Source organism: Glycomyces harbinensis (genome assembly GCF_900101745.1).
Taxonomy (GTDB): Bacteria; Actinomycetota; Actinomycetes; order Mycobacteriales; family Micromonosporaceae; genus Glycomyces; species Glycomyces harbinensis.
This window is the reverse complement of the sequence record NZ_FNAD01000010.1, coordinates 92,314-113,349: the sequence shown is the minus strand read 5'-3', so window position 1 is coordinate 113,349 and position 21,036 is coordinate 92,314. Positions and strand designations below refer to the sequence as shown.

At 72.2% G+C, this 21,036-nt stretch carries 16 protein-coding genes; 3 read left to right on the top strand and 13 right to left on the bottom strand.

All coding sequences use genetic code 11. From position 1 onward, the window contains the following. Positions 1-48 precede the first annotated feature (48 nt). The 5 genes from BLQ63_RS17050 to BLQ63_RS28525 all read right to left on the bottom strand — a co-directional run bounded on the left by BLQ63_RS17050 (position 49) and on the right by BLQ63_RS28525 (position 9,327). Positions 49-1,962, bottom strand: coding sequence for a serine/threonine-protein kinase (locus tag BLQ63_RS17050; RefSeq protein WP_177154979.1), 1,914 nt, complete (start codon positions 1,960-1,962; stop codon positions 49-51). Between the two features lie 532 nt (positions 1,963-2,494). After that, entirely contained in the window at positions 2,495-5,860 is a 3,366-nt protein-coding gene (locus tag BLQ63_RS17045) for an adenylate/guanylate cyclase domain-containing protein (protein WP_177154978.1), read from the bottom strand. Between the two features lie 423 nt (positions 5,861-6,283). Then, on the bottom strand, positions 6,284-7,405 hold the full coding sequence (locus tag BLQ63_RS17040; protein WP_091037873.1) for a GuaB3 family IMP dehydrogenase-related protein: 1,122 nt from the start codon (positions 7,403-7,405) through the stop codon (positions 6,284-6,286). A 24-nt stretch (positions 7,406-7,429) separates the two neighbouring features. After that, a complete protein-coding gene (guaB, locus tag BLQ63_RS17035; RefSeq protein WP_091037870.1) occupies positions 7,430-8,920 on the bottom strand; it encodes an IMP dehydrogenase in 1,491 nt (496 codons plus the stop codon). A 239-nt stretch (positions 8,921-9,159) separates the two neighbouring features. Next, positions 9,160-9,327 carry a hypothetical protein gene (locus BLQ63_RS28525; protein WP_177154977.1) on the bottom strand — a complete coding sequence of 56 codons (168 nt, stop codon included), beginning with the start codon at positions 9,325-9,327 and terminating at the stop codon, positions 9,160-9,162. Between the two features lie 229 nt (positions 9,328-9,556). On the opposite strand from BLQ63_RS28525, the gene BLQ63_RS17030 reads away from it, so the two are divergent. Continuing rightward, on the top strand, positions 9,557-9,925 hold the full coding sequence (locus BLQ63_RS17030; protein ID WP_091037867.1) for a DUF5319 family protein: 369 nt from the start codon (positions 9,557-9,559) through the stop codon (positions 9,923-9,925). Between the two features lie 81 nt (positions 9,926-10,006). Here BLQ63_RS17030 and BLQ63_RS17025 read toward each other — a convergent pair whose 3' ends face one another. The 7 genes from BLQ63_RS17025 to BLQ63_RS16995 form a co-directional block, all read right to left on the bottom strand. Next, a complete protein-coding gene (locus BLQ63_RS17025; protein ID WP_177154976.1) occupies positions 10,007-11,314 on the bottom strand; it encodes an amidohydrolase family protein in 1,308 nt (435 codons plus the stop codon). Between the two features lie 117 nt (positions 11,315-11,431). Continuing rightward, positions 11,432-12,559, bottom strand: a complete 1,128-nt coding sequence (locus tag BLQ63_RS28520; RefSeq protein ID WP_091037862.1) for a hypothetical protein — start codon at positions 12,557-12,559, stop codon at positions 11,432-11,434. A gap of 83 nt (positions 12,560-12,642) precedes the next feature. Then, a complete protein-coding gene (locus BLQ63_RS17015; protein ID WP_091037859.1) occupies positions 12,643-13,494 on the bottom strand; it encodes an ABC transporter permease in 852 nt (283 codons plus the stop codon). After that, positions 13,491-14,243, bottom strand: a complete 753-nt coding sequence (locus tag BLQ63_RS17010; RefSeq protein ID WP_091037856.1) for an ABC transporter ATP-binding protein — start codon at positions 14,241-14,243, stop codon at positions 13,491-13,493. Before BLQ63_RS17010 ends, BLQ63_RS17015 begins: the two co-directional genes overlap by 4 nt. Positions 14,244-14,412: 169 nt before the next feature. Beyond that, entirely contained in the window at positions 14,413-15,600 is a 1,188-nt protein-coding gene (locus BLQ63_RS17005; RefSeq protein ID WP_091037852.1) for an amidohydrolase, read from the bottom strand. Positions 15,601-15,672: 72 nt separating this feature from the next. After that, positions 15,673-16,416 (bottom strand): sulfite exporter TauE/SafE family protein, encoded by a 744-nt coding sequence (locus tag BLQ63_RS17000; protein WP_091037850.1) that lies wholly within the window; start codon positions 16,414-16,416, stop codon positions 15,673-15,675. A gap of 430 nt (positions 16,417-16,846) precedes the next feature. Beyond that, a complete protein-coding gene (locus BLQ63_RS16995) occupies positions 16,847-17,548 on the bottom strand; it encodes a GntR family transcriptional regulator (RefSeq protein ID WP_091037847.1) in 702 nt (233 codons plus the stop codon). 72 nt (positions 17,549-17,620) lie between these two features. Between BLQ63_RS16995 and BLQ63_RS16990 the strand changes: the two genes are divergently transcribed. Together BLQ63_RS16990 and BLQ63_RS16985 are read left to right on the top strand one after the other, a co-directional pair. Beyond that, positions 17,621-18,691 (top strand): acetamidase/formamidase family protein, encoded by a 1,071-nt coding sequence (locus BLQ63_RS16990; protein ID WP_091037845.1) that lies wholly within the window; start codon positions 17,621-17,623, stop codon positions 18,689-18,691. Further along, on the top strand, positions 18,684-19,850 hold the full coding sequence (locus BLQ63_RS16985; protein WP_091037843.1) for an amidase: 1,167 nt from the start codon (positions 18,684-18,686) through the stop codon (positions 19,848-19,850). Before BLQ63_RS16990 ends, BLQ63_RS16985 begins: the two co-directional genes overlap by 8 nt. A 384-nt stretch (positions 19,851-20,234) precedes the next feature. Here BLQ63_RS16985 and BLQ63_RS29310 read toward each other — a convergent pair whose 3' ends face one another. Beyond that, positions 20,235-20,855 (bottom strand): helix-turn-helix transcriptional regulator, encoded by a 621-nt coding sequence (locus tag BLQ63_RS29310; protein ID WP_091037842.1) that lies wholly within the window; start codon positions 20,853-20,855, stop codon positions 20,235-20,237. Between the last annotated feature and the right edge of the window lie 181 nt (positions 20,856-21,036).

Genomic DNA, 21,036 nt, shown 5'->3' with positions numbered 1-21,036 from the left:
CAGGTGTGGTGCCGGGGCGCTTTCGTTCCCGGTCGTCTTGCGGCGCCCTCACCCCTCGCGGAAGAAGGTCGGTCCGGTCGCCTCGGTGCCGTCCTTGAGCTGGGCGACGCACATGAACGTGCCGTCGCCGGGCAGGTGGACGTCGGTGAGCCAGTAGATCGAGTCGCTGCCGACGAGCTGCGCGAGCGGCCCGTCCTCGCGTTCGCCGGAGACGCACGCCGCGGCGACGGTCTCGTCGGCCCGCGCGGCCTCGGCGTCCTCGACGCCCTCCGGCAGCCGTCCGGTCGCGTAGCCCTCCCACATGTGGGCGCCTTCGCAACTGGCCGAAGCGAACTCGGCGTCGAAGCAGGTCGGTTCGGTGACGCAGCCCGCGCCGTCCGCGCTGAGCGGGCACTCGCTGACGTAGTCGTCGGCGATGGACTGCTCGGCGAGGTCGGTCGGCTCGTCGCCGCCGAACAGCCACACGCCGCCGGCGATGAGCAGGCCCAGGATCACCAGGCCCGCGGCGCCCATGCCGATGAGGCGGCCGACGCCGGAGCCGCCGCCGTCGCCGTCCTTGAGGCGGCGTTCGCGGCGGGTCAGGCCGGTCTCGTTGCGCGCCACCGGGACGGGAAGGCGCGCGTCGTAGTCCTCGCGGGCCCCGCCCGAAGAGAAGGACTGCCACTTGGCGGTCTCGTTCGCCGCGGGAGGCGGGCTGACCGGCGCGCTCGCCTGGCGGGGCGGGCTCGCCGGAGGCGTCACCGGGGCGCTGGCGACGCGGGCGGTGCCGGTGCGCTCGGGGCTGATCGGCGACACGTACGGGGGCGCGGCCTGCGCTTCGGCGGGGTGGGTCGGGATGCGGCCGCGGCGCTTGCCGGGGGCCAGGCGCAGCGTCGAGGGCGCGTCGGGGAAGGTCGAGGGGTCGAGCTCGACGTACCCGGAGCGGGGCGCGTCGTCGCGGACCTCGGGCCGCGGCGGCGAGGAGTAGGCGCCGTAGACGCCGACGCCTTGGGGCGCGGGGGAGACCGGTCCGCGCAGGGAGCCGTCGTCGGTGAGGCGCGGGATGATCCCGGTGGAGGCCTCGGGGATGCTCGCGAGGAACTCCCGGAACTCGACCGCGGTGGGGCGGCCGTCGGGGTTGTTGATGAGCGCGGTGCGCAGCATCTCCAGGAGCAGGGGCGATATGCCGGGGATCGCCGGGATCGGCTGGTCGAACAGGGCCGCGACCTGGTTGATGTCGGGGACGCCGTCCGAGGGGAAGCGCGGCGGGCTGCCGCTGAGCATCGTGTAGAGCGTGGCCGCGAGCGAGTAGACGTCGGCGCTGGGGCCCGCCTCGCGCATCTGGAAGACCTCCAGCGGCGCGTACGCCGGGGTGGCCATGGTCGACACGGGCTCGCCGGGGCGCGGCACGGGGATGAGGCTGGAGAGGCCGAAGTCGGCGAGGACCGCGTGGCCGGTGTGGTTGACAAGGATGTTCGCGGGCTTGACGTCGCGGTGGACGATCCCGGCCTCGTGCGCCGCGGAGAGGGCGTCGGCGATGCGGATGCCGATCTCGATGGTGCGGTGCGGCGGGATCGTGGTGTGGCGGTCGAGCAGGTCGGCGACCGACCCCCGGCAGCGCTCCATGACCACGTACGGGTTGGCCTGGTGGGTGAGGCCGGCGGACAGCATCTTGACCACGCAGGGGTGGTCGGAGAGGCGCCCGGCGGTCTGGACCTCGTGGCGGAAGCGCTCGAGCCCCGCGTCGTCGGTGAGCGGCCTGGCCTCGATCTTGACGGCGACTTCGGAGCCGTCGTCGAACCGGGTGGCGCTGAAGACGGTGGAGAAGGCGCCGCGGTCGATCTCGGTGAAGCCGGTCAGGCGTTCTATCCCCTGGAGGAGCGCCTCCGGATCGGCTTCGACGTGCAGTCCCGGGGGCGCGAGAGGGGCGTTCGCGGAGAGGTGGGGACCGGTTGGAGCACCGTAGGACGAGATGGTGTCCACTGGATACAGCCTCCGTTCTCGGCGACGCGCGGCCGTGAGCCTGGCGTCGGGCCTTGGTGCAGGTCGGTGCGCACATGCGTGCACGGGTCATTGCGGGGGGACGTTCCGAACCTCAGGTCAGAGCGACCGGATCTGGGGGTTCCGAGTCATGGGACCTTTTGGGAATAACGGTACGGCAACGCGTCCATGATTCTGTATACCCCTGGACGAAAAGCCAGCGATAACTGGCCGAACGGATGATGTGTCGCTCGCCGAGGGCGAAGTACCGGTGGCGCATAGTGAATGCATCCCCCGTGTGACGCGCGGGAGGACGGGCGGTCCGACTGGAACGGGCCCCGGCCGTAGCGGCAGGAGTCCGAAAGGACCGCCCGTCCACCCGTTGCGTCTGCTTCATCCTCTCAGCATCCCAGCACCGGCCCGGCGGGTCGGCAGACAGGGAGTGCGTCGGTCCGCGCGATCGCGCGCGGGAGCCGGGACGGTTCACACTCCGGTGCGCCGCAGGCGGTCAGACCCGGAGTGATCCCCATGGGGCTCAGACGACCGCGGTGCGCTCGAGGTAGCCCTCGGCCCAGGCGGTGGACGCGGGGTCCTCGCCGAAGGACTTGAGCGCGGTCTCGGCCCACTTGGCGGCCGCGTCGATCTGCCCGTCCTCGTCGAGGAGGCGGGCGTAGCGGGCCACGATGGCGCGGCGGGGCCAGCCCAGGGACGGCTCGTCGTAATGGGCCGCAAGGGGTTCGAGCATCCGCAGGGCTTCGGCGCGGTCGCCCTTGGCGGCGCGCACGTCGGCCAGGAGCGCGGTGTTGGCCGCGCGGCCCGGTTCGAGCACGTCGTCGGTCACCAGCGCGAGCGCCTCCTCGGCGGCGGCCTCGGCCATGGCCGGGTCCCCCGCTTCGAGGGCGCAGCGGCCCCTGAGGTTGTGGGTCAGGCTGATCAGGAGCGGGTGGCCGGTCTTGGCCCCGTACTCCTCGGCGCCGGCGGCGAGGTCGAGGGCGTGGTCGAGCGCGCCGATCGAGCGGGCCGCGAGGGCCCGCACGTACTTGGCGAAGCCGCGGCCCCAGTCGTCGTCGATGCGCTCGAAGTCGCGGAAGGAGTTGCGGGCGGCCGCGTCGGCGCCGGCCGGGATGCCCAGGCTGATCTGGGCGGCGGCGCCGATCGCGCGCAGGAGCCCGACGGCGAACACGTCGCCCGAGCGCTCGCCGATCGGCATGAACACGTCGGAGAGCCGCTTGGCCTCGGTGAAGCGCCCGGCCATGAGGAGGGCGAACGCGGAGACGCCGCGGACCCAGGCGCGGCCGACGAGGTCCATCTGGCGCGCGAAGGCCTTGGCGGCCTCGCGCAGGACGTCGTCGGCGCCGTCGAAGTCGCCGCGGGCGACCAGGACCCAGGCGCGGTGCTGGAGGGCCCAGGCGAGCCGCCGGTCGTCGCCGACGCCGAAGGCGGTGTCGTAGGCGTCGAGGAAGCGGGCCTCGGCCTCGGACAGGTGCCCGGCGAGGAAGTCGAGGAGGCCGATGCGGCACTGCGCGTCGCAGCGGGGCCCGGCGAGGCCTTCGCGCCGCGAGAGCGCCAGCGCGGCCGTCCAGGCGGTGCGGGCGTCCTGGAGCTCGCCCTTGTAGCGGTGGAGGCGCCCGCGCAGCAGGAGCAGCTGGGCGACCAGTTCGGCCTCGTCCTCGGGGAAGTCGTCGCCGAAGAGGCGCCCGGACGGGTGCTCGTCGTGGTCGTCGGTGGGGACGATGAGGCCGATGTCGACGGCGAGGCCCTCGATCTCGGCCTCGGCTTCCACGGTGCGGCCCAGGCGGGTCAGGGCCCGGCCGCGCAGGAGGCGGTCGTCGGAGGAGAGCGTCGCGAGGCGTTCGACGCCGTTGAGCAGGGCGACGGCGCGCTCGGGCTCCGAGGCGTCCATGGCGCGGGCGGCCTGCTTGCGGACGGCCTCGACGGCGAGCGGGAGGACGTTCCAGACCTCGTCGAGCGCTTCGATCTCGACCTCTTTGGCGAGGGTGACGGCCTGCTCGGCGTGGAAGACGACGAGGTCGTCGGCGCTCTGGCCCTCGAGTTCGGTGTCGGCGGCCCAGCGGGCGATCTCGGCGTGCGCGTGCGCGGCGTCGGCCTTCCCGATGGGCGCGTAGGCGGCCTGGCGCAGCAGGGGGGTCACGAAGCGGTAGCCGCCGTAGGAGCGGCGGCGCAGCATGCGGCGGTCGAGCAGTTCCTGGAGGGCGCGCTCGAACTCGCCGGGGACCTCCTTCTCCAGCAGCTGCGTGGCCTCGGGGGGCACGGCGTCGCCGAAGATCGAGGCGGCGCGCAGGAGCGAGCGGGCCGCGGGGCTGAGCGCGTCGATGCGGGCGCCGAGGACCTGCGCGAGGTCGCGGGAGAGGACGCGTCCGGTGAGGGACCCGGCGGCGAGGCGCCAGTGGTCGCCGGCGTCGGCGAGGAGGCCCTGCTCGGTGAGGAGGGTGACGAGTTCGGCGAGGTAGTACGGGTTGCCCTGGGCGAAGCCGAGGAGGCGGTCCTCGTCGGGCTTGGGCATGCGGCCGCCGCCGAGGAACTCGCGCAGGAGGCGCGCGGCGTCGGCGCCGGCGAGGGGCGGCAGCGGGTGGACCTCGGCCTCGGAGATGCGGGTGAGGACGCCGGAGGAGCGGGTGAGCTCGGGGCGCCCGTAGAGGAGCACGAGGACGGGGCCGTGGATCTTCGACAGCGCGACGCCGAGGGCGTCGATGCCGTCGGCCGAGGCGGTGTGGAGGTCGTCGATGTTGAGCACGAGCGGGGCCTGCGTCGCCATGTGGGTGATGAGCTCGGCGACGGCCTCGGGGATCGTGTGCGCGTCGGACTGCTGGCCGGTGAAGCCGCCGACGCGGTCGGCGGAGCCGGGGCGGACGTGGCCGAGGAGGCCGAGCAGGAGCGTGATGTTGAGGCGGCATTCGCCGTGGTCGGCGTGGCCGTCGGCGATGCGGCGGATCTTGGCCTCGGCGGTGGCGCGGTCGTCGTCGAAGCGCAGGCCCGCGGCCTTCCTGACCAGGTCGGCGAGGGGCCCGAAGCGGCGGCCTTCGCCGTAGGGAGCAACCCGGACCGTCAAGACTCGAGCGCCGCGCTCGGTGGCGACGGTCCGCACCTCGCGGGCAAAACGCGTTTTGCCCATGCCGGCTTCGGCGGTGTGGATGAGCACCAGGGGTTCGCTGCGGTCGATGACGGCTTCGAGGCGGCCGGTGACGCGGCCGATCTCGGCGTCGCGTCCGATGAAGGACGCGGTGTCGCCGAGGCTGGCGCGGGTGCCGGGCTCGTCCTCGAGGCCGAGGAGCTGGAACACCTCGACGGGCTCGCGCTTGCCCTTGAGGCGCACGGGGCTGAGGCGGCGCCAGGCGGCGGCGTGCTTGGTCGCGCGCATGGTCTCCTCGCCGGCCCAGATGGTGCCGACGGCGGCGGCGGCGCACAGGCGCGACGCGGTGTTCACGGTGTCGCCGATGACGGTGTACTCGAGGTTCGCCTGCATGCCGGCCACGACGAGCCCGGACCTGAGGCCAATGCGAAGCCCGATGGGAAGACCCCCACCGGACTCGGCCTTGAGGAGCCTGCGCACCCGTTTCTGCATGGCCTGGGCGGCGCGCACGGCGCGCTCGGCGTCGTCCTCGTGCGAGAGCGGGGCGCCGAACACGGCCATGAGGCCGTCGCCCATGAGCTTGTCGACGTGGCCGCCGAACTCGTTGACGGCGGAGACGCATTCGGCCAGCAGACGGTCCGTGACGGAGGAAACGCGTTCGGGGTCGAGGCTCTCGGACCAGGTGGTGAAGTCGGAGAGGTCGCCGAAGAGCACCGTGACGTAGCGGCGCTCCGTTTGCGGAGCGGTCGCCTCGGGGGACAGCGGCGCGCCGCAGTTGTGGCAGTAGCGCGCGCCGGGCACGGTGGGCACGGAGCAGAACGGGCAGGTCACAGCAGCACCAACGCCGAAAGCCGGGTGTGTTGTTCCCCACTCCTTGTGGGAACGGGGTGCTTCTTGCGCTTCACGCTCGCAAGGATACGTGGCCTAGCTGACAGATACCTGTGTGCGGACGCACAAATCGCCGGTAAGCGGACAGCCCCTCCCCCGAACAGAGGACCCCGAACCGGACGCTAGGACCGTACCCACGCGTCCCGCCCACCCCACTAAAATCAAGGCGGTAGAGCCGAAACCCCTCACGGCTCCGAACGCGAAGGAGGCGACGTCGTGGACACTCGCCGACATCGGCCACCGCGGTTCGGCTGCAGCCCGGTCGGACGCACCGTGACCGCTCATGGTTTCCAGACGCGCCGAGGCCCGGTCCGCTTTTGCGGGCCGGGCCTCGATTGGCTCTTGTTATGCGGTGACCAGGCTGGCCTTCTGGAATTCCTTGACCGTGGTGTAGCCGGTCTTGGCCATGGCCCGGCGGAGGCCTCCGAAGAGGTTCTGGCTGCCGTCCGAGCTGTTGCTCGGGCCGTACAGGATCGCCTCCATGTCGGGGACCTCCACGTCGCCCGAGTCGCCCTGGCGGAAGCGTCCGCGCGGGAGCTTCGGGTGCGAGGCCGCCGAGTGCCACCACGCGCCCGCCGCCGGGGACTCGGCCGCGTCCGCGAGGATCGAGCCGAGCATGACCGAGTCGGCGCCGCAGGCGATGGCCTTGGCGATCGCGCCCGAGTGGGTGATCTCGCCGTCGGCGATGAGGTGCACGTAGCGCCCGCCGGTCTCGTCCAGGTAGTCGCGGCGGGCCGCGGCGGCCTCGACGATGGCGGAGGCCATCGGCACGTCGATGCCGAGCACGGTGTCGGTGGTCGACCAGTCGTCGGAGCCGACCCCGACGATGACGCCCGCCGCGCCGGTGCGCATCAGGTGCATGGCGGTCTTGTAGTTGGTGGCCCCGCCGACGACGACGGGGACGTCCAGGTCCGCGATGAACTGCTTGAGGTTGAGCACGTCGCCGCCGGAGGAGACGTGCTCCGCGGAGACGATGGTGCCCTGGATGACCAGCAGGTCCACCCCGGCCTCGACCGCGAGCGGCGCGAGTTCGGCGGTGTGCTGGGGGCTGAAGCGGATCGCCGTGGTGATCCCGCCCGCGCGGATCTCGGCGATCCGCTCGGCGACGAGCTCGGGCTTGACCGGCTCGGCGTAGATCTCCTGGAGCCGCTCGATCGCGCTCTCCGCCGGGGTGTCCGCGAGCTCCTTGAGCAGCGAGGTCGGGTCGACGTAGCGGCACCAGAGCCCTTCGCCGTTCAGGACGCCCAGGCCGCCGAGGCGGCCCATCTCGATCACCGAGGCCGGGCTCATCGTCGCGTCGGACGGATGCGCCACGGCCGGGATCTCGAACCGGTAGGCGTCGAGCTGCCATTCGGTGGAGACATCGTCGATGTCCCGGGTCCGCCGGGTCGGTACGAGCGCCACTTCGGACAGACGCCAGCCCCGCGCCACGATCTTGCCGGGGCCGATCTCGACCAATTCCCGCACAGTCTCTCCTCCTACAGGGCCCGACTACCGGGTGTGGTAGTTGGGCGCTTCCACGGTCATCTGGATGTCGTGCGGGTGGCTCTCCTTGAGGCCCGCAGCGGTGATCCGGACCAGACGCCCGCGCTCATGCATCGCTTCGATGGTACCGGCCCCGGTGTAGCCCATCGCGATGCGCAGCCCGCCGACCAGCTGGTAGACCACCTGTGCGAGGGTCCCGCGGTAGGGCACCTGGCCCTCGACGCCCTCGGGGACGAGCTTGTCGTTGGAGGCGACCGCGTCCTGGAAGTACCGGTCCTTGGAGTAGGACTTCGCCTGGCCACGGGTCTGCATGGCGCCCAGGGAGCCCATGCCGCGGTAGGACTTGAACTGCTTGCCGTTCATGTAGATCAGCTCGCCGGGGCTCTCGGCGCACCCTGCGAACAGCTGTCCCATCATGACGGTGGACGCGCCGGCGACGATGGCCTTGGCGATGTCGCCGGAGTACTGGATGCCGCCGTCGGCGATGACCGGGACGCCGCGTTCGCGCGCGACCTTGACGGTGTCCATGATCGCGGAGACCTGGGGGGCTCCGACGCCCGAGACCACGCGGGTGGTGCAGATGGCGCCGGGGCCGACGCCGACCTTGATGCCGTCGACGCCCGCGTCGATCAGGGCGGCCGCGGCGGCGGCGGTGGCGATGTTGCCGCCGATGATGTCGACCTTGTCGCCGAAGTCCTTGGAGATCAGGGAGATCATGTCGAGCACGCCGCGGGAGTGGCCGTGCGAGGAGTCGACGACGAGGAGGTCGACGCCGGCTTCGACGAGCTGTCCGGCGCGGGCGTACTGGTCCTCGCCGACGCCGATGGCGCCGCCGACGCGCAGGCGCCCGGAGTCGTCCTTGGAGGCGTTGGGGAACTCCTCGCGCTTGGCGAAGTCCTTGACGGTGATGAGGCCCCGCAGGAAGCCGTCGGCGTCGACGATCGGGAGCTTCTCGATCTTGTGCTTCTTGAGCAGTTCGAGGGCTTCGTCCTGGGAGACGCCCTCGGGGGCGGTGACGAGGTTGCGCGAGGTCATGACGTTCGCGACCTTGACGGAGTGGTCGGCCTCGAAGCGCATGTCGCGGTTGGTGATGATGCCGACGAGCTTGCCGGCCTCGTCGGTGACCGGGAGCCCGGAGATGCGGTACTTGCCGCAGAGCTTGTCGACCTGCTCGAGGGTGTCCTCGGGTGAGCACGTGACCGGGTCGGCGACCATGCCCGACTCGGAGCGCTTGACGATGTCGACCTGCTGGGCCTGCTCCTCCGCGGGGAGGTTGCGGTGCAGGATGCCGAGGCCGCCGAGGCGGGCCATGGCGATCGCCATGCGGGATTCGGTGACGGTGTCCATCGCCGCGGTCAGGACCGGCACCGAGATGCGAATGTTGCGGGTGAGCTGGGAGGCCGTATCGACCTCGGAGGGCACTACGTCCGACTCGCCGGGCAGCAGCAGCACGTCGTCGAAGGTGAGGCCGAGCGGGATGGCGCCGATCGACCCCATCGGCACCGTGGTGCCTCCGACACGCTCACCGGTGGCACCTTCGTGCCCCTGAATTCCGAAATCCCCTGAGAACGCCATGGGCCAATGGTAGTGCCGTAACCTGCGTCGCTCCGAGGTGCACACGGCCCCTGAGGTGTGATTCGCAGCTGTGACGAGGGGCCCGGTGAGGGGGTCATGGGATGTGCCCGACCCCGCTGGGCGGAACCGGGCACTATGAGTGAACTGAAGTCTGCTGGGGGTTACTCCAGGAGTTCGCCGGCCTCGTCGGAGACGACGTCCCAGGCCTCGGCGGCGCCGTCGCTGACGTCTTCCCACACCTCGCCCGCGTCGATGTCGCCGATCGCGTCGCTCACATCGTCGACGACGTCGTCGAAGATCTCCTCGGCGCCTTCGGTGAAGTCATCCATTGCCGTCTCCTCGTGTCGGTCGGTTGGCTTGCGGCCCATGTTAATGAGCAGGCCCCTGCTTGTCAGCACCCGATCGCGACACTGGCACGCATCCGGGAGAGAGCGCGGGTCGGCGGGGCGCCGTTCTCGGCGGCCGCCGGGCCCGCCTGCTCGTGCGTTCGTGCGCCGTCCGGGGGATCCGCCGTGCGGGAGCCCTGGCAGCGTCGCTTCCGGGCGTTAGGCTGGAACCGTGTATGAGGAGCCTCGCGACCCGTTCGCCGACGATCCCGATCACGCGGAGGCGCTCGCCCCGTTCGAACCCGAGCTGGACGACGACGACCGCGCCGACCTCCTCGAGGACCTCCACGAACTGGAGATGTTCGAGAAGGTGCTGCAGCCGCAGGGATTCCGGGGCGTCGTCGTCGACTGCGCCGACTGCGACGAGCCGCACTACTTCACGTGGGGCCTGCTCATGGCGAACCTGCGCGGCCTCCTGGAGGCCAATTGCGCGCAGGTCCACGAGCCGGCCTTCGATCCCGATCCCGCGCACTATGTGACCTGGGACTACGCCCGCGGATTCTGCGACTGCTGGCTCAAGCAGCACGGCGAGGCGAACTGAGGCCGCGCCGAAGGCGGAGCCGGGCCGGGACTCGAGACGAGGCCGGACGGCCCGGGGCCGCGCCGCGCCTGATGCGGCGCTTCAGGCGCCGTGGACGAGCGCGCCGTCCTTGACGACGGCGGCGACCGGCGCCGACTGGACGATCACGTCCTCCACCCGGTCCGCCTCGATCACCACCAGATCCGCCCGGGCCCCGGCGGCGGGCCCGTGTCCGGGCAGGCCGAGGACCGCGGCGGGGTTCGCGGTGATCGCGTCCAGCAGCACCCGCCGCTCGGCGCGGCCGACGGCCCTGAACAAGATCCCCGCGAGCCAGGCCGCCTGGATCTGGCTGCCGTTCCCATAGGGCGCGAACGGGTTGCAGAGGTTGTTGTTGGTGATCGAGACGCGCACGCCGAGTTCGGCGGCGCGCAGTAGCGGTGCCACCGAACGGGTCGCGAAGCCGGCGCTCGACGGCCGCGGATGCCCGGCGAGGTAGAGGTCGGTGGCGGGCATGACCGCCAGCGCGATCCCGGCGCCGGCGAGGGCCGCGAAGGCCTTGTCCGCGACGGCCGGTTCCATGGCGGCGAGCGTGGTGGCGTGCCCGATCGCGACGCGTCCGGCGAAGCCGAGGGCGCGGGTGCGTTCGGCGACGAGGTCGATCTGGGAGGCGGACGGGTCGTCGGAGAAGTCCAGGTGCAGGTCGACGGGTGCGCCGGTGCGTTCGGCGAGGTCGAAGACGAAGTCGAGGTGGGCCGCGGGGTCGGTGTCGACGTAGGGGCAGCCGCCGACGACCGCGGCGCCTTCGACCATGGCGGCGGCCATGAGGCCGGTCTGGCCGGGCGGTTCGAGTCCGCGCTGGGGGAAGGCGACGAGCTGGAGGCCGATGCGGTCGGCGTTGCGGTCGGCGAGGTCGCGGTGGAGGTCGAGGAGGCCGAGGCCCGTGGCGGGGTCGATCTCGACCATGGCTCGGGCGGCCACGGTGCCGTTGCGGGACAAGGTGTCCACGGCTCGCTGGGCGCCTGCGGCGACGAGCCCGGCGGGCAGGTGCGGCCGCAGGCGGGCGACGGTGGCGATGGCGTCGGAGAGGTCGGCGGTGAGCTCGGCGCCTTCGGCGGCGAGGGCGTCCTCGACGGCGGGCAGCAGGTAGGCCTTGTCGAGGTGGACGTGCGCGTCGACGAACGCGGGGAGGACGACGCGGCCGGCGGCCGCAAGCGCGACCGATTCGGGGGTTTCGCGCAATCCCGGGGTCGGGTGAGTCGCGGCTCGGGGCCCCCCGTTCTCAACAGTGCCCGGCGGGTCCGACGCCGGGCGGTCGACGCGGGTGACGCGCCCGTCGCCGATGCGGAGGTCCGCTGGACCGTCGGGGGTCGTCGCGCCGGTGACGGCGGTGAGCGGGACTGGTGCGGTCACGGCCGCTCCTTCCACGGGTCGCGCGCGGACGGCGCGATCCACGGGTTCGGGATCGCGGCCGGGTCGCGGGAGCGAAGGCCGCCCGGCCGCGTCGGTGCGGCCGGGCGCCGGGTGCGGCTACCGCAGGCCGATGGCCGGGTCGATGAACTCGTTGGTGACGATGTCCTCGGCGCTCAGGCCTTCGGACACGGTCTCGCCGTAGCCTTCGAAGATCGGGATCACCGAGGCGATGACCCGGTCGACGCGTTCGGTGTCGAAGTCCCCGAGCGCGTCGTCGGGGCCGTTGCCGACGATGCCCTCGGCGAGCTGCACGTCGACCGAGTCCGCGTTGCCCTCCAAGGTGATCGGGGGTCCGTCGGGGATGGTCTCGGCGATGCGCAGGATCGCCTCGTTGACCGGTGCGGGGTCGTTCACGTAGTCGACCTGGGCCTGCTGGAGCATCGGGACGAGGGCTTCGAGGCAGGGGCTGAGCTCCTCGAGCTCGCCCGAGCGCACCGACCAGGCGTGCGGGTAGATCTCGTAGCCCGCCTCGTGGATCAGCAGGTAGTCGGTGGGCTTGAGCCAGCCCTCGACGTCGTGCTCCCAGCGGTAGGGCTCGTTGGAGACGTAGCCCTGCTGCATGACCGCGCCGCCCTCCGCGACGAAGCGGCTCGGGGTGCCGTCGAAGGACGCGTCCGCCTGGGACTGGTCGACGTAGCCGTTCGCGACGAGGTAGTCCATGAAGACCTTGCCTTCGCTGTAGACGATCGGCGCTTCGGTCGCGGCCACGTCGTCCCAGGACTCGACGTCGTAGGTCGCCGGGTCGAACATGACGATCTGCGGGTTGATGTCGAGCGAGGCGAACACGCCCGTGACCGGGAACTCGGCGTTGGCGCGCACCGCGTCGTCGGTGGGCACGAACCCGAGGGTGATCGAGGTGTCCTGGTACATCTGCGCCGGGATCGGCTGGCCGCCGAGGAAGGGGCCGCCGAGGCGGACCTCGACGTTGACGCCGGTGTCGCCGAGCGGGCCGGTGTAGGCGCCCTTGTCGACGTCCACGGTCCCGTCGGGGCCGACGAGCTGGAACGCGGCGGCGCGCTCGGGGGTCGCGAACCAGTCGGTCTGGATCACGATCGTGGCGGGGCAGATGTCGGCGAGGACGCCTTCGCCGGTGGGGGCGGGGACGTCGGTGGCGGTCGCGGTGCAGGCGGCGAGCAGGCTCGCGCCGGTCGCGATCGCCGCCGCGGCGGTGAGTCGGCGTTGCATGGGTCGCTCCTAAGGGTTCGGGGGTCGGTGAGGGGCGCGCCCGCGGCGATGGGGGCGGTGTCGGGTCGGGGTTCGGCGGGGGCTCAGCGTTTGCCGTGCATCCGGTCGATGCGCCCGGCGAGGAGGTCGAAGGCCCAGAACAGGCACAGGCCGACCAGGGAGGACAGGAGCAGCGCGGTGAGGAGTTCTTCGGTGGCGAGGCGCTGGCGGTAGACGTCGATCATGCGGCCGATGCCCGGTTCGCCTTGGCGGAAGAAGAAGTCGGCGACGATCGAGCCGATGACGGCCTGGCCGCCGGAGATCTTGAACCCCGAGATCATGGCCGGGAGCGCGGCGGGCAGCTGGAGCTTCCACAGGCGCTGGAAGCGGTTCGCGCCGTGCAGGGTGAACAGGTCGTGCTCGGCCGGGGCCACGGATTTCAGCCCGAAGAGGGTGTTGGTGATGACCGGGAACAGCGAGACCATCACGCAGACGATGACGCGGGAGCCGAACTCGTAGCCAAACCAGAACCCGAAGAGGGGCACGACCGCGAGGATCGGGATGGTCTGGAGCACGACGGCGTACGGGTAGAGGGAGTACTCGGCCCAGCGGGTCTGGCTCATGACGACCGCGAAGAGCACGCCGAGGACGATCGCGAGCACGAGCCCGACGAGGGCGACCTGGACGGTGGACCACAGGGCCGTGAGGATCTCGGTGCGCGCCGTCGGGTCGAGCAGGCCCTGGGCGACGACCTCCTCGGGCGAGGGCAGCAGGAACCGGGAGGCCTCGGGGACGAGGAGGTGGCTGGAGGCGGCCCACGCGGCGATGACGAGGACGAACACGGCGACCGGCGCGAAGACGCGCACCGGGGCGGTCTTGAACGGCCAGAGCGAGCGCTTCGGCTGGGGCGCTTCGTCTTCGGTGACGGGGGCGGCGGCTTCGAGGGTGGCGGTCATGCGTGGGCCTCCAGCTTCGCGCCGCGCAGGGCCGCCGAGACCTCGGAGGCGATGGCGGCGAACTCGGCGGTGTAGCGCAGTTCCGGGTCGCGCGGGAACGCGAAGGGGACGGGGATGTCGGCGGCGACCCGGCCCGGTTGTCCGTTGAGGATGACGACCCGGGTGGACATGAACACCGACTCGGGGACGGAGTGGGTGACGAACACGCCCGCGAAGCCGTCGCGCACGAAGAGGTTCCCGACCTCGGAGTTGAGGCGCTGGCGGGTGATCTCGTCGAGCGCGCCGAAGGGCTCGTCGAAGAGGAAGAGCTCGGGCTTCATGGTGAGTGCGCGGGCGATGGAGGCGCGCATGCGCATCCCGCCGGAGAGCTGGGCGGGGCGGTGGTCCTCGAATCCGGCGAGGCCGACGCGTTCGACGGCGTCCCGGGCGGCTTCGCGGCGTTCGCGCTTGGGGACGCCGTCGAGTTCGGCGGGGAGCTCGACGTTGCGTGCGACGGTGCGCCAGGGCAGGAGCGTGGCCTCTTGGAAGACGTAGCCGAGGTGGCCGGTGGCGACGTCGACGGTTCCGGCCGTGGCCGTTTCGAATCCGGCGGCGAGGCGCAGCATCGTGGACTTGCCGCAGCCGGAGGGTCCGACGAGGGAGACGAACTCGCCGGGGCGGACCTGGAGGTCCACGTCGGCCAGTGCGCGGGTGCCGTTGTCGAAGGTGAGGGACACGCCGCTGAAGGCGAGGGCCGGGTCGATGCTCATCGCGACCGCCCGTGGGAGTCGTATACATGACCCGGCCGGAGCCCGTGATCGGTGTTGAGCCGTGCGTTCATGGCTCAGTTTTATAGGTATACCATTGCGGTCCGCGTACCGAACGATTACGGGATTATTTCGTATACAATCAGTCTCGGCGAAGCTCGCGAGCCGTAGATCAGCGCGGCATGATGGTGCCGCTCGCCGCGACGACGGCGCCGCCCTTGACGACGAGACGGCGTTGCGGGACGCTGACCACGGCTTCCGCTGGGGCGGAGGCGTTCACGGCGACGAGATCGGCTTTGCATCCGATCGCGAGGCCGTAGTCGCCGAGGCCGAGGACGGCCGCGCCGCCGTGCGTTCCGGCCGCGAGCGCGAGTTCGATCTCGGGGTCGGACACGAGGCGGTCGCGGAAGCCGACCTGGTTGATCTTGCGGAGCATGTCGCCGTCGCCGTAGGGGGTCCAGAGGTCGCGGATGCCGTCGTTGCCGATGGCGAGGCGGGCGCCGGCCTCGGCCATGAGCCGCACCGGGACGACGGGGGCGCCGCCGACGGCGCAGGTGATCATGGCGACCCCGGCCTCGGCGAGCGCATCGGCGATGCGCCGCTGGTGGTCGGCCTCCAAGCCGCCCATGGCGTAGGCGTGGCTGATGGCGACGCGGCCCGCGAGCCCGGCGGCCTTGGTGCGCTCGATGATCAGCTCGTACTCCCAGGCGCCGAGGAGGCCCTGGTCGTGCAGGTGGAGGTCGATCTTGGCGCCGTAGCGCTCGGCGAGGCCGAAGACGAGGTCGAGCTGGCCGGCGGGGTCGCGGTCGTAGCCGGCGGGGTCGAGCCCGCCGATGACCTCGACGCCGTCTTGCAGCGCCGCTTCGAGGAGTGCGGCGACGCCGGGGCGGGTGAGGAGGCCGCCTTGGGGGAAGGCGACGAGTTCGACGTCGACTCTGCCGGCGTGGCGGGAGGCGGCTTCGCGGACCGATTCGACGCCGCGCAGGCCCACTTCGGGGTCGATGTCGATGTGGCTGCGCACGTGGGTGGTGCCGCCGGTGATCATGGCGCCCAGGAGGTTCGCGGCGTAGTCGGGGCTGGGGAGGCCGAGTTCGCCGCGGCGGCCCTCGCCGTTGGCGATGCGGCCGGGGAGGGTGCGGCCGCCGGTGTTGGGGGTCCAGGGGCCGCCGAACATGGTCTTGTCGAGGTGGCAGTGGGCGTCGACGAAGCCGGGGAGGACGATCGCGCCTTCGAGGTCGATGACTTGGGCCGCAACGGGCGCGGACGCGGCGATGCGGCCGTCGGCGATGGCGATGTCGGTGGTGTCGAGGGGTTCGCCGGGGGTCCAGGGGCGGGCGTTCTTCAGGAGGAGGTCGGTCACGGCGGTGCCTTTCTCGTGGGTGGGCGTCGTTCCCGGGTGCGCCCGGGGTCCGAGGCCTGTCGGGGGTCGGGATCAGGTCAGGAGCATCACGCCGCCGGCGGCGGTGCCGAAGGCGATGACGACGATGCGGAAGGCGATCGGCTTGAGCCGGGAGCTGAGCTTGGCGCCGGCGACGCCGCCGAGGAGGGTGGCGGGCGCGAGGACGAGGACGATGAGCCAGTCGATGGGGCCGAAGATCGCGACGGCGACCATCGAGGTGGTGGCGACGGTGAGCGTGAGCAGGGTGCGCAGGGCGTTGAGGCGGCCGATCGCGGCGTCGATGCCGAGGGCCAGCGCGGTGAGGAGCACGATGCCCATGCCGCCGTTGAAGTACGCGCCGTAGACGCCGCCGAAGAAGACGCCGCCGTAGAGGAGGGCCTTCGAGCCGCCGCCGCGCGCGGCGAGGCGTTTGGTGAGGAGCGGCTGGAACGCGAAGAGGGCGGTCGCGGCGAGGATCAGCCAGGGCACGAGCGCGGCGAAGACGTCGGGGGACGCGAGGAGCAGCGCGGCGACGCCGACGGTGGCGCCGAGCGCGCCGAGGGCGACCAGGCGCGGGATGAGCGGGCGGAACTCGGTGCGCTGCGAGCGCAGTGCGACGGCGCCGCCGAGGTAGCCGGGCCAGACGGCGACGGCGTTGGTGACGGTGGCGGTCACCGGCGGCAGGCCGAAGGCGAGGAGCGCGGGGAAGGACAGGAGGCTCCCGCCGCCCGCCACGGCGTTGCAGACGCCCGCGCCGAAGCCGGCGGCGACGAGCAGGGCGAGGTGCAGAGGGTCCATGGGGTCCTTCCGGTCGCAGTGCGACGAGCGGCCAGGGGGCGGCGGCGCGCCACTGCGCGTCCGCAGGCCGCGCGGGCGCGACCCGGACCCGATCGTATACGACTATTCGCGAGGACGATTCCAGGGCACTGGGGGGCTTGTAGTGGAGCACTCTGGGGCTTGCGCTAGGGCGCCTTGGGGGCTTGCGGTAGGAGTTGCCATCCCTAACCCCCACCCACCCGGGGGCCGTGGCCGTAACCTTCCCGCGCGGGTGTGACAGAAGCCGGCCGATCGGGCGGTCTTGTCACCCGGAAGTGTGCACCCACCGGCCGTGGCCTGCGGCCCGGTCGGTCGGCGGTCGGCGGTCGGCGGTCGGCGGTCGGCGGTCGGCCATGCTGCCGCCGGTCGGTCCCCCCGCCGGCGGCGCCCTGCCCGTTCAGGCCGCCGCCGGTCAGTCCCCGCCCGTTCGGGCCGCGGTCGGGGCCGGGTCCTCCGGGGCCTGCGCGGCCTCGCGCACCCGGCGCCGATAAGCGTTGGTGGCCTTGGCGATGTGCTCCGCGAGCAGGGCCGAGGCCCGGTCGGCGTCGCCGGCCGCGAGGGCCTCCAGGATCTCCTCGTGCTCGCGCCAGGAGTCCTCGGCCCGGCGCGGCAGCTCCACCGCATAGACCCAGGCGATCTTCTGGCTGAGCTGGCGGATCATCTGCCCGAGCACCTCCGACCCGGAAGCCTCGGCGATGACCTCGTGGAACCGCGAGTTCAACCGCGGCACCTCGGTCAGCCGCCCGTCGTGCACCGCGTCCCAACCGAGGTTGAGCAGCTCCTTCAAGCGGCCCAGCTGCTCCGGGGTCCGGTTGCGCGCGGCCCGCGCGGCGCACATCGGCTCGACGACCGACCGCAGCTCGAGCAGGTCCTCGGCCTCGGCCTCGCTCAGCTCCCGCACGAACACCCCGATATAGGGCTTGGCCTCGACGAACCCCTCAGCCTCGAGCACCCGCAGCGCCTCGCGCACGGGCACCCGCGAGACCCCGTACCTCGTCGCCAGCGCGTCCTCGGTGAGCCGCTCTCCGGGGGCGAAGACGCCCCTGATGATGTCCTCGCGGACGGCTCGGACCGCCTCCTGCGGGGATCTGCGCGGCCCCTTGTCGCCTGCCATGAATGCCTCCACTACGATCAGGCCACCATTGTCGTATACAGTCCCTCGCCCCTGGAACGCGGTGCCTCTCCCATGAAGCTGCTTCAGCCGTTCGACGCCTGCGACGCCGCGGATGCGTACCTCCCTTCCCGCCCCGAGACGATCTCGTGGGGCCTGCTGCCGAACGCGGTCAGCGAGCCGGTGCTGCGGGTCCGCTCCGGGCAGACCGTGTGCGTGGACACCGTGAGCCACGAAGGGCTGCTGGAGGACCAGGGCGGCGACCCGGCGGCGTTCTTCGCGGCGGCGGGCGTCGGCGCGGTCCTGGAGGACGCGGCCGCGATCGCCCGCGACTGCGAGCGGGGTCCGGATGCGGGTCCGCACGTGGTGACCGGGCCGGTCCGGGTGGAGGGCGCCGAGCCGGGCGACGTGCTCGAAGTCGAAGTGCTGCAACTGGAGCGGCGCGCCTCGTACGGGGTGGTGAGCAACCGGCACGGGCGCGGTGCGCTCGCCGGGGAGTACCCGCTCGGCGAGGGCGACGTCAGCATCGTAGCCACAGTGGACGATGCCGGGCGGGGCGTGATCCCGGTCGGGGACGGCCGGTCGCTGCGGTTCGGCCTCGCGCCGTTCCTGGGGATCATGGGCACGGCCCCGGCGACCGAGGGCCCGGTGCACTCCGTGCCGCCGGGCGCGCACGGCGGGAACCTCGACATCCGGCTGCTCGGCGAGGGCGCGAAACTGTATCTGCCCGTTGCGGTCCCGGGCGCGTCGTTCTACACCGGCGACCCGCATTTCTCGCAGGGGGACGGCGAGGTCGCGCTGACGGCGTTCGAGGCGCCGCTGCGGGCGACCCTGCGGTTGACGGTGCACGCCGATCCGGCCTCGCGCAAGCTCGCCGCGGCCCTGGGCGGCCCGTTCGCCGAGACCGCCGAGCACTGGATCACGACCGGGCTCGACGAGGACTTGGACGAGGCGGCGCGCAAGGCGACCCGCAGCGCCCTGGCGTTCCTGCGCGAGCGCCACGGCCTGCCGGGGCCGGTCGCCCTGGCGTATCTCAGCGCGGCGGTGGACCTGCGCATCTCGCAGGTGGTGGACTTGGTCAAGGGCGTGCACTGCACGCTGCCGAAGCATCTGGACCTGATCGACGAGGAGACCGCCGATGTCTGACCCGTTCATCGCCGCCTACGAGGACCATGCGGGCTGCGGCGGGCCTCTGACCGGGCTGCGGCTCGCCGTCAAGGACCTGTTCGACCTGGCCGGTACGCCCACGGGCGCGGGGAATCCGCGCTGGCTGGAGACGCACGCGGTCCCGACGGAGGACGCGGCGGCGGTGGCGCTGCTGCGGTCCGCCGGGGCGAAGGTGGTCGGGAAGACGGTCACGGACGAGCTCGCGTGGAGCCTCAACGGCACCAACGCGCACTACGGGACGCCGGACAATCCGGCCGCGCCCGGGCGGGTGCCCGGCGGGTCCTCCTCGGGGTCGGCCTCGGCGGTCGCGCTGGGGCTGGCCGACATCGGGCTCGGGACCGACACCGGCGGCTCGATCCGCGTCCCGGCCTCCTACTGCGGCCTGTACGGGCTGCGGCCCACCCACGGACGGGTGAGTCTCGAAGGCGCGGTGCCGCTCGCGCCGACGTTCGACACGGCCGGCGTCCTCACGCGGGACGCGGCCACGCTGCGGGCGGCCATGGGCGTGCTCCTGGGCGAGCCGCGGTCGAGCGCGCCGATCACGAGACTGCTCGTCCCCGAAGACGTCTGGGGCGAGATCTCGGACGCGGTGAAGGCCGCGGTCATGCCCGCGGTCGAAGCGCTCGGGATCGACATCGACCCGTCGCCGCTGTTCGCGGGCGCGCTCGAGGGCGCATTGGGCACGGCCCCGAATCCCGTTGCGCCGCTGGAGCACGCCAGGGTCGCCTACGCGACCTTGCAGGCCTGGGAGGCCTGGCAGGCGCACGGCGCGTGGATCGAGGCCGAGGGCCCCGAGTTCGGACCGGGCGTCAAGGCCCGGTTCGCGAACGCGTCGATGATCGGCAGCGCGGAGGTCGCCGCGGCCGGGAGGGTCCGCAGCGGCGTCGTGGCACTGGTCAGGGACCGGATCCCCGCGGGGACGGCCCTGGCGGTCCCCGCCGCGCCCGGACCGGCCCCCCGTATCGGGCAGGAGCCCGACCGGGAGGCGATCGTGCGGTTGACGTGCATCGCAGGGCTGTCGGGGGCGCCGGCCCTCGCCCTGCCCGCCGGCGCGGTCGAGGATGCGCCGGTCGGGCTTCAGCTCGTCGCCACTCCGGGAGGCGACGAGGTACTGCTCGCGCTGGCCGATCGCCGCTGAACCACCGTGGAGCGGCGGCGGCGGCCCTGTTCGCAGGTCGTCCTGCGCGCGTGGTTCGCCTCGCCCACTTCAGTCTCGGCGAGTCGTTCCGCGAGCGTGGACGGCCGCGCTCATCTCACCGTCGGCGAGTCGTTCCGCGAGCGTGGACGGCCGCGCTCATCTCACCGTCGGCGAGTCGTTCCGCGAGCGTGGACGGCCGCGCTCATCTCACCGTCGGCGAGTCGTGCGGCGGGCGTGGATGGGCCACACCCGCTTCACATCGAGCGAGTCGTTCTGCGCGCGTGAAAGATAGAGAGGACCGGCCGTGCGGGGCCCTGCCAGACGCCCGCGGCCCGAATCGCTCGTCCTGCCAGTCGGAGCATTCGAGTCCTCAGTGGACGGCAACTAGCAGACCAGTCCCGAGCGGAAGGCCTCGGCCACCGCGTGTGCGCGGTCGCGCGCCCCGAGCTTGCGGAACATGCGCCGCGCGTGGGTCTTGACGGTGTCCTCGGACACGAACAGGTCGCGTCCGATCTCGGCGTTGGACTTGCCTTCGCTCATGCCGCGCAGGACCTGGAGCTCGCGTTCGGTGAGCTTCATGCCCTGGAGGGTCGAGCGCTGGCGGGGGACGGTCTCCGTGACGCGCTGGAGGCTCGGCGAGGCGAACATGATCGCCTGCGCCAGGGCGACCAGCAGGTCGTCGGAGTTGTTGGACGGCGTGCGGATGACGCCGCGGGCGCCCGCGGCGACCACCATGGCGGCCGTGCGGGGATCGGCGGCCCCGGACAGGAGGACTCCGGTCCGGGGTGAGCGGGTGCGGACGGTCTTGACGAACTTGACCGGGTCGGGGGCGGCGAGCGCCACGTCGACCAGCACCACGTCCACTTGGCGGCGGCCGAGTTCGATGAACAGCTCGGGGGATCCCTCGACCGACTTGACCGCCTGCGCCAGACCCATGCGGGTCGCGCAGGCCGAGATCTTCTGTCCGGCTTGAGGGGTCTTAACACAGACCAGTACGGTTCTCACTTTGTTCTACCTTTCGCTGCGGTAGGCCGTGCGTGTCTCTATATCCAGCACGCAGGCGGTCCGCCGCCATGACGCGAGTTCGCGCGAATTTTTCGAGTGACTTTTCGAGGTATCCGGGATGAGGCGTGGACGCATGGTGTTCGGGCTCGCTGACGCGAAGACCTCGTCCCCGATGGGAAAC

What these genes read in the sequence shown, in the direction of transcription:
- BLQ63_RS17015 (WP_091037859.1), bottom strand. Translation starts at nt 13,494, where the DNA reads ATGACCGCCACCCTCGAAGCCGCCGCCCCCGTCACCGAAGACGAAGCG.
- BLQ63_RS16985 (WP_091037843.1), top strand. Translation starts at nt 18,684, where the DNA reads ATGTCTGACCCGTTCATCGCCGCCTACGAGGACCATGCGGGCTGCGGC.
- BLQ63_RS17010 (WP_091037856.1), bottom strand. Translation starts at nt 14,243, where the DNA reads ATGAGCATCGACCCGGCCCTCGCCTTCAGCGGCGTGTCCCTCACCTTC.
- BLQ63_RS28520 (WP_091037862.1), bottom strand. Translation starts at nt 12,559, where the DNA reads ATGCAACGCCGACTCACCGCCGCGGCGGCGATCGCGACCGGCGCGAGC.
- BLQ63_RS16995 (WP_091037847.1), bottom strand. Translation starts at nt 17,548, where the DNA reads ATGGCAGGCGACAAGGGGCCGCGCAGATCCCCGCAGGAGGCGGTCCGA.
- BLQ63_RS28525 (WP_177154977.1), bottom strand. Translation starts at nt 9,327, where the DNA reads ATGGATGACTTCACCGAAGGCGCCGAGGAGATCTTCGACGACGTCGTC.
- guaB (WP_091037870.1), bottom strand. Translation starts at nt 8,920, where the DNA reads ATGGGGTCGATCGGCGCCATCCCGCTCGGCCTCACCTTCGACGACGTG.
- BLQ63_RS17000 (WP_091037850.1), bottom strand. Translation starts at nt 16,416, where the DNA reads ATGGACCCTCTGCACCTCGCCCTGCTCGTCGCCGCCGGCTTCGGCGCG.
- BLQ63_RS16990 (WP_091037845.1), top strand. Translation starts at nt 17,621, where the DNA reads ATGAAGCTGCTTCAGCCGTTCGACGCCTGCGACGCCGCGGATGCGTAC.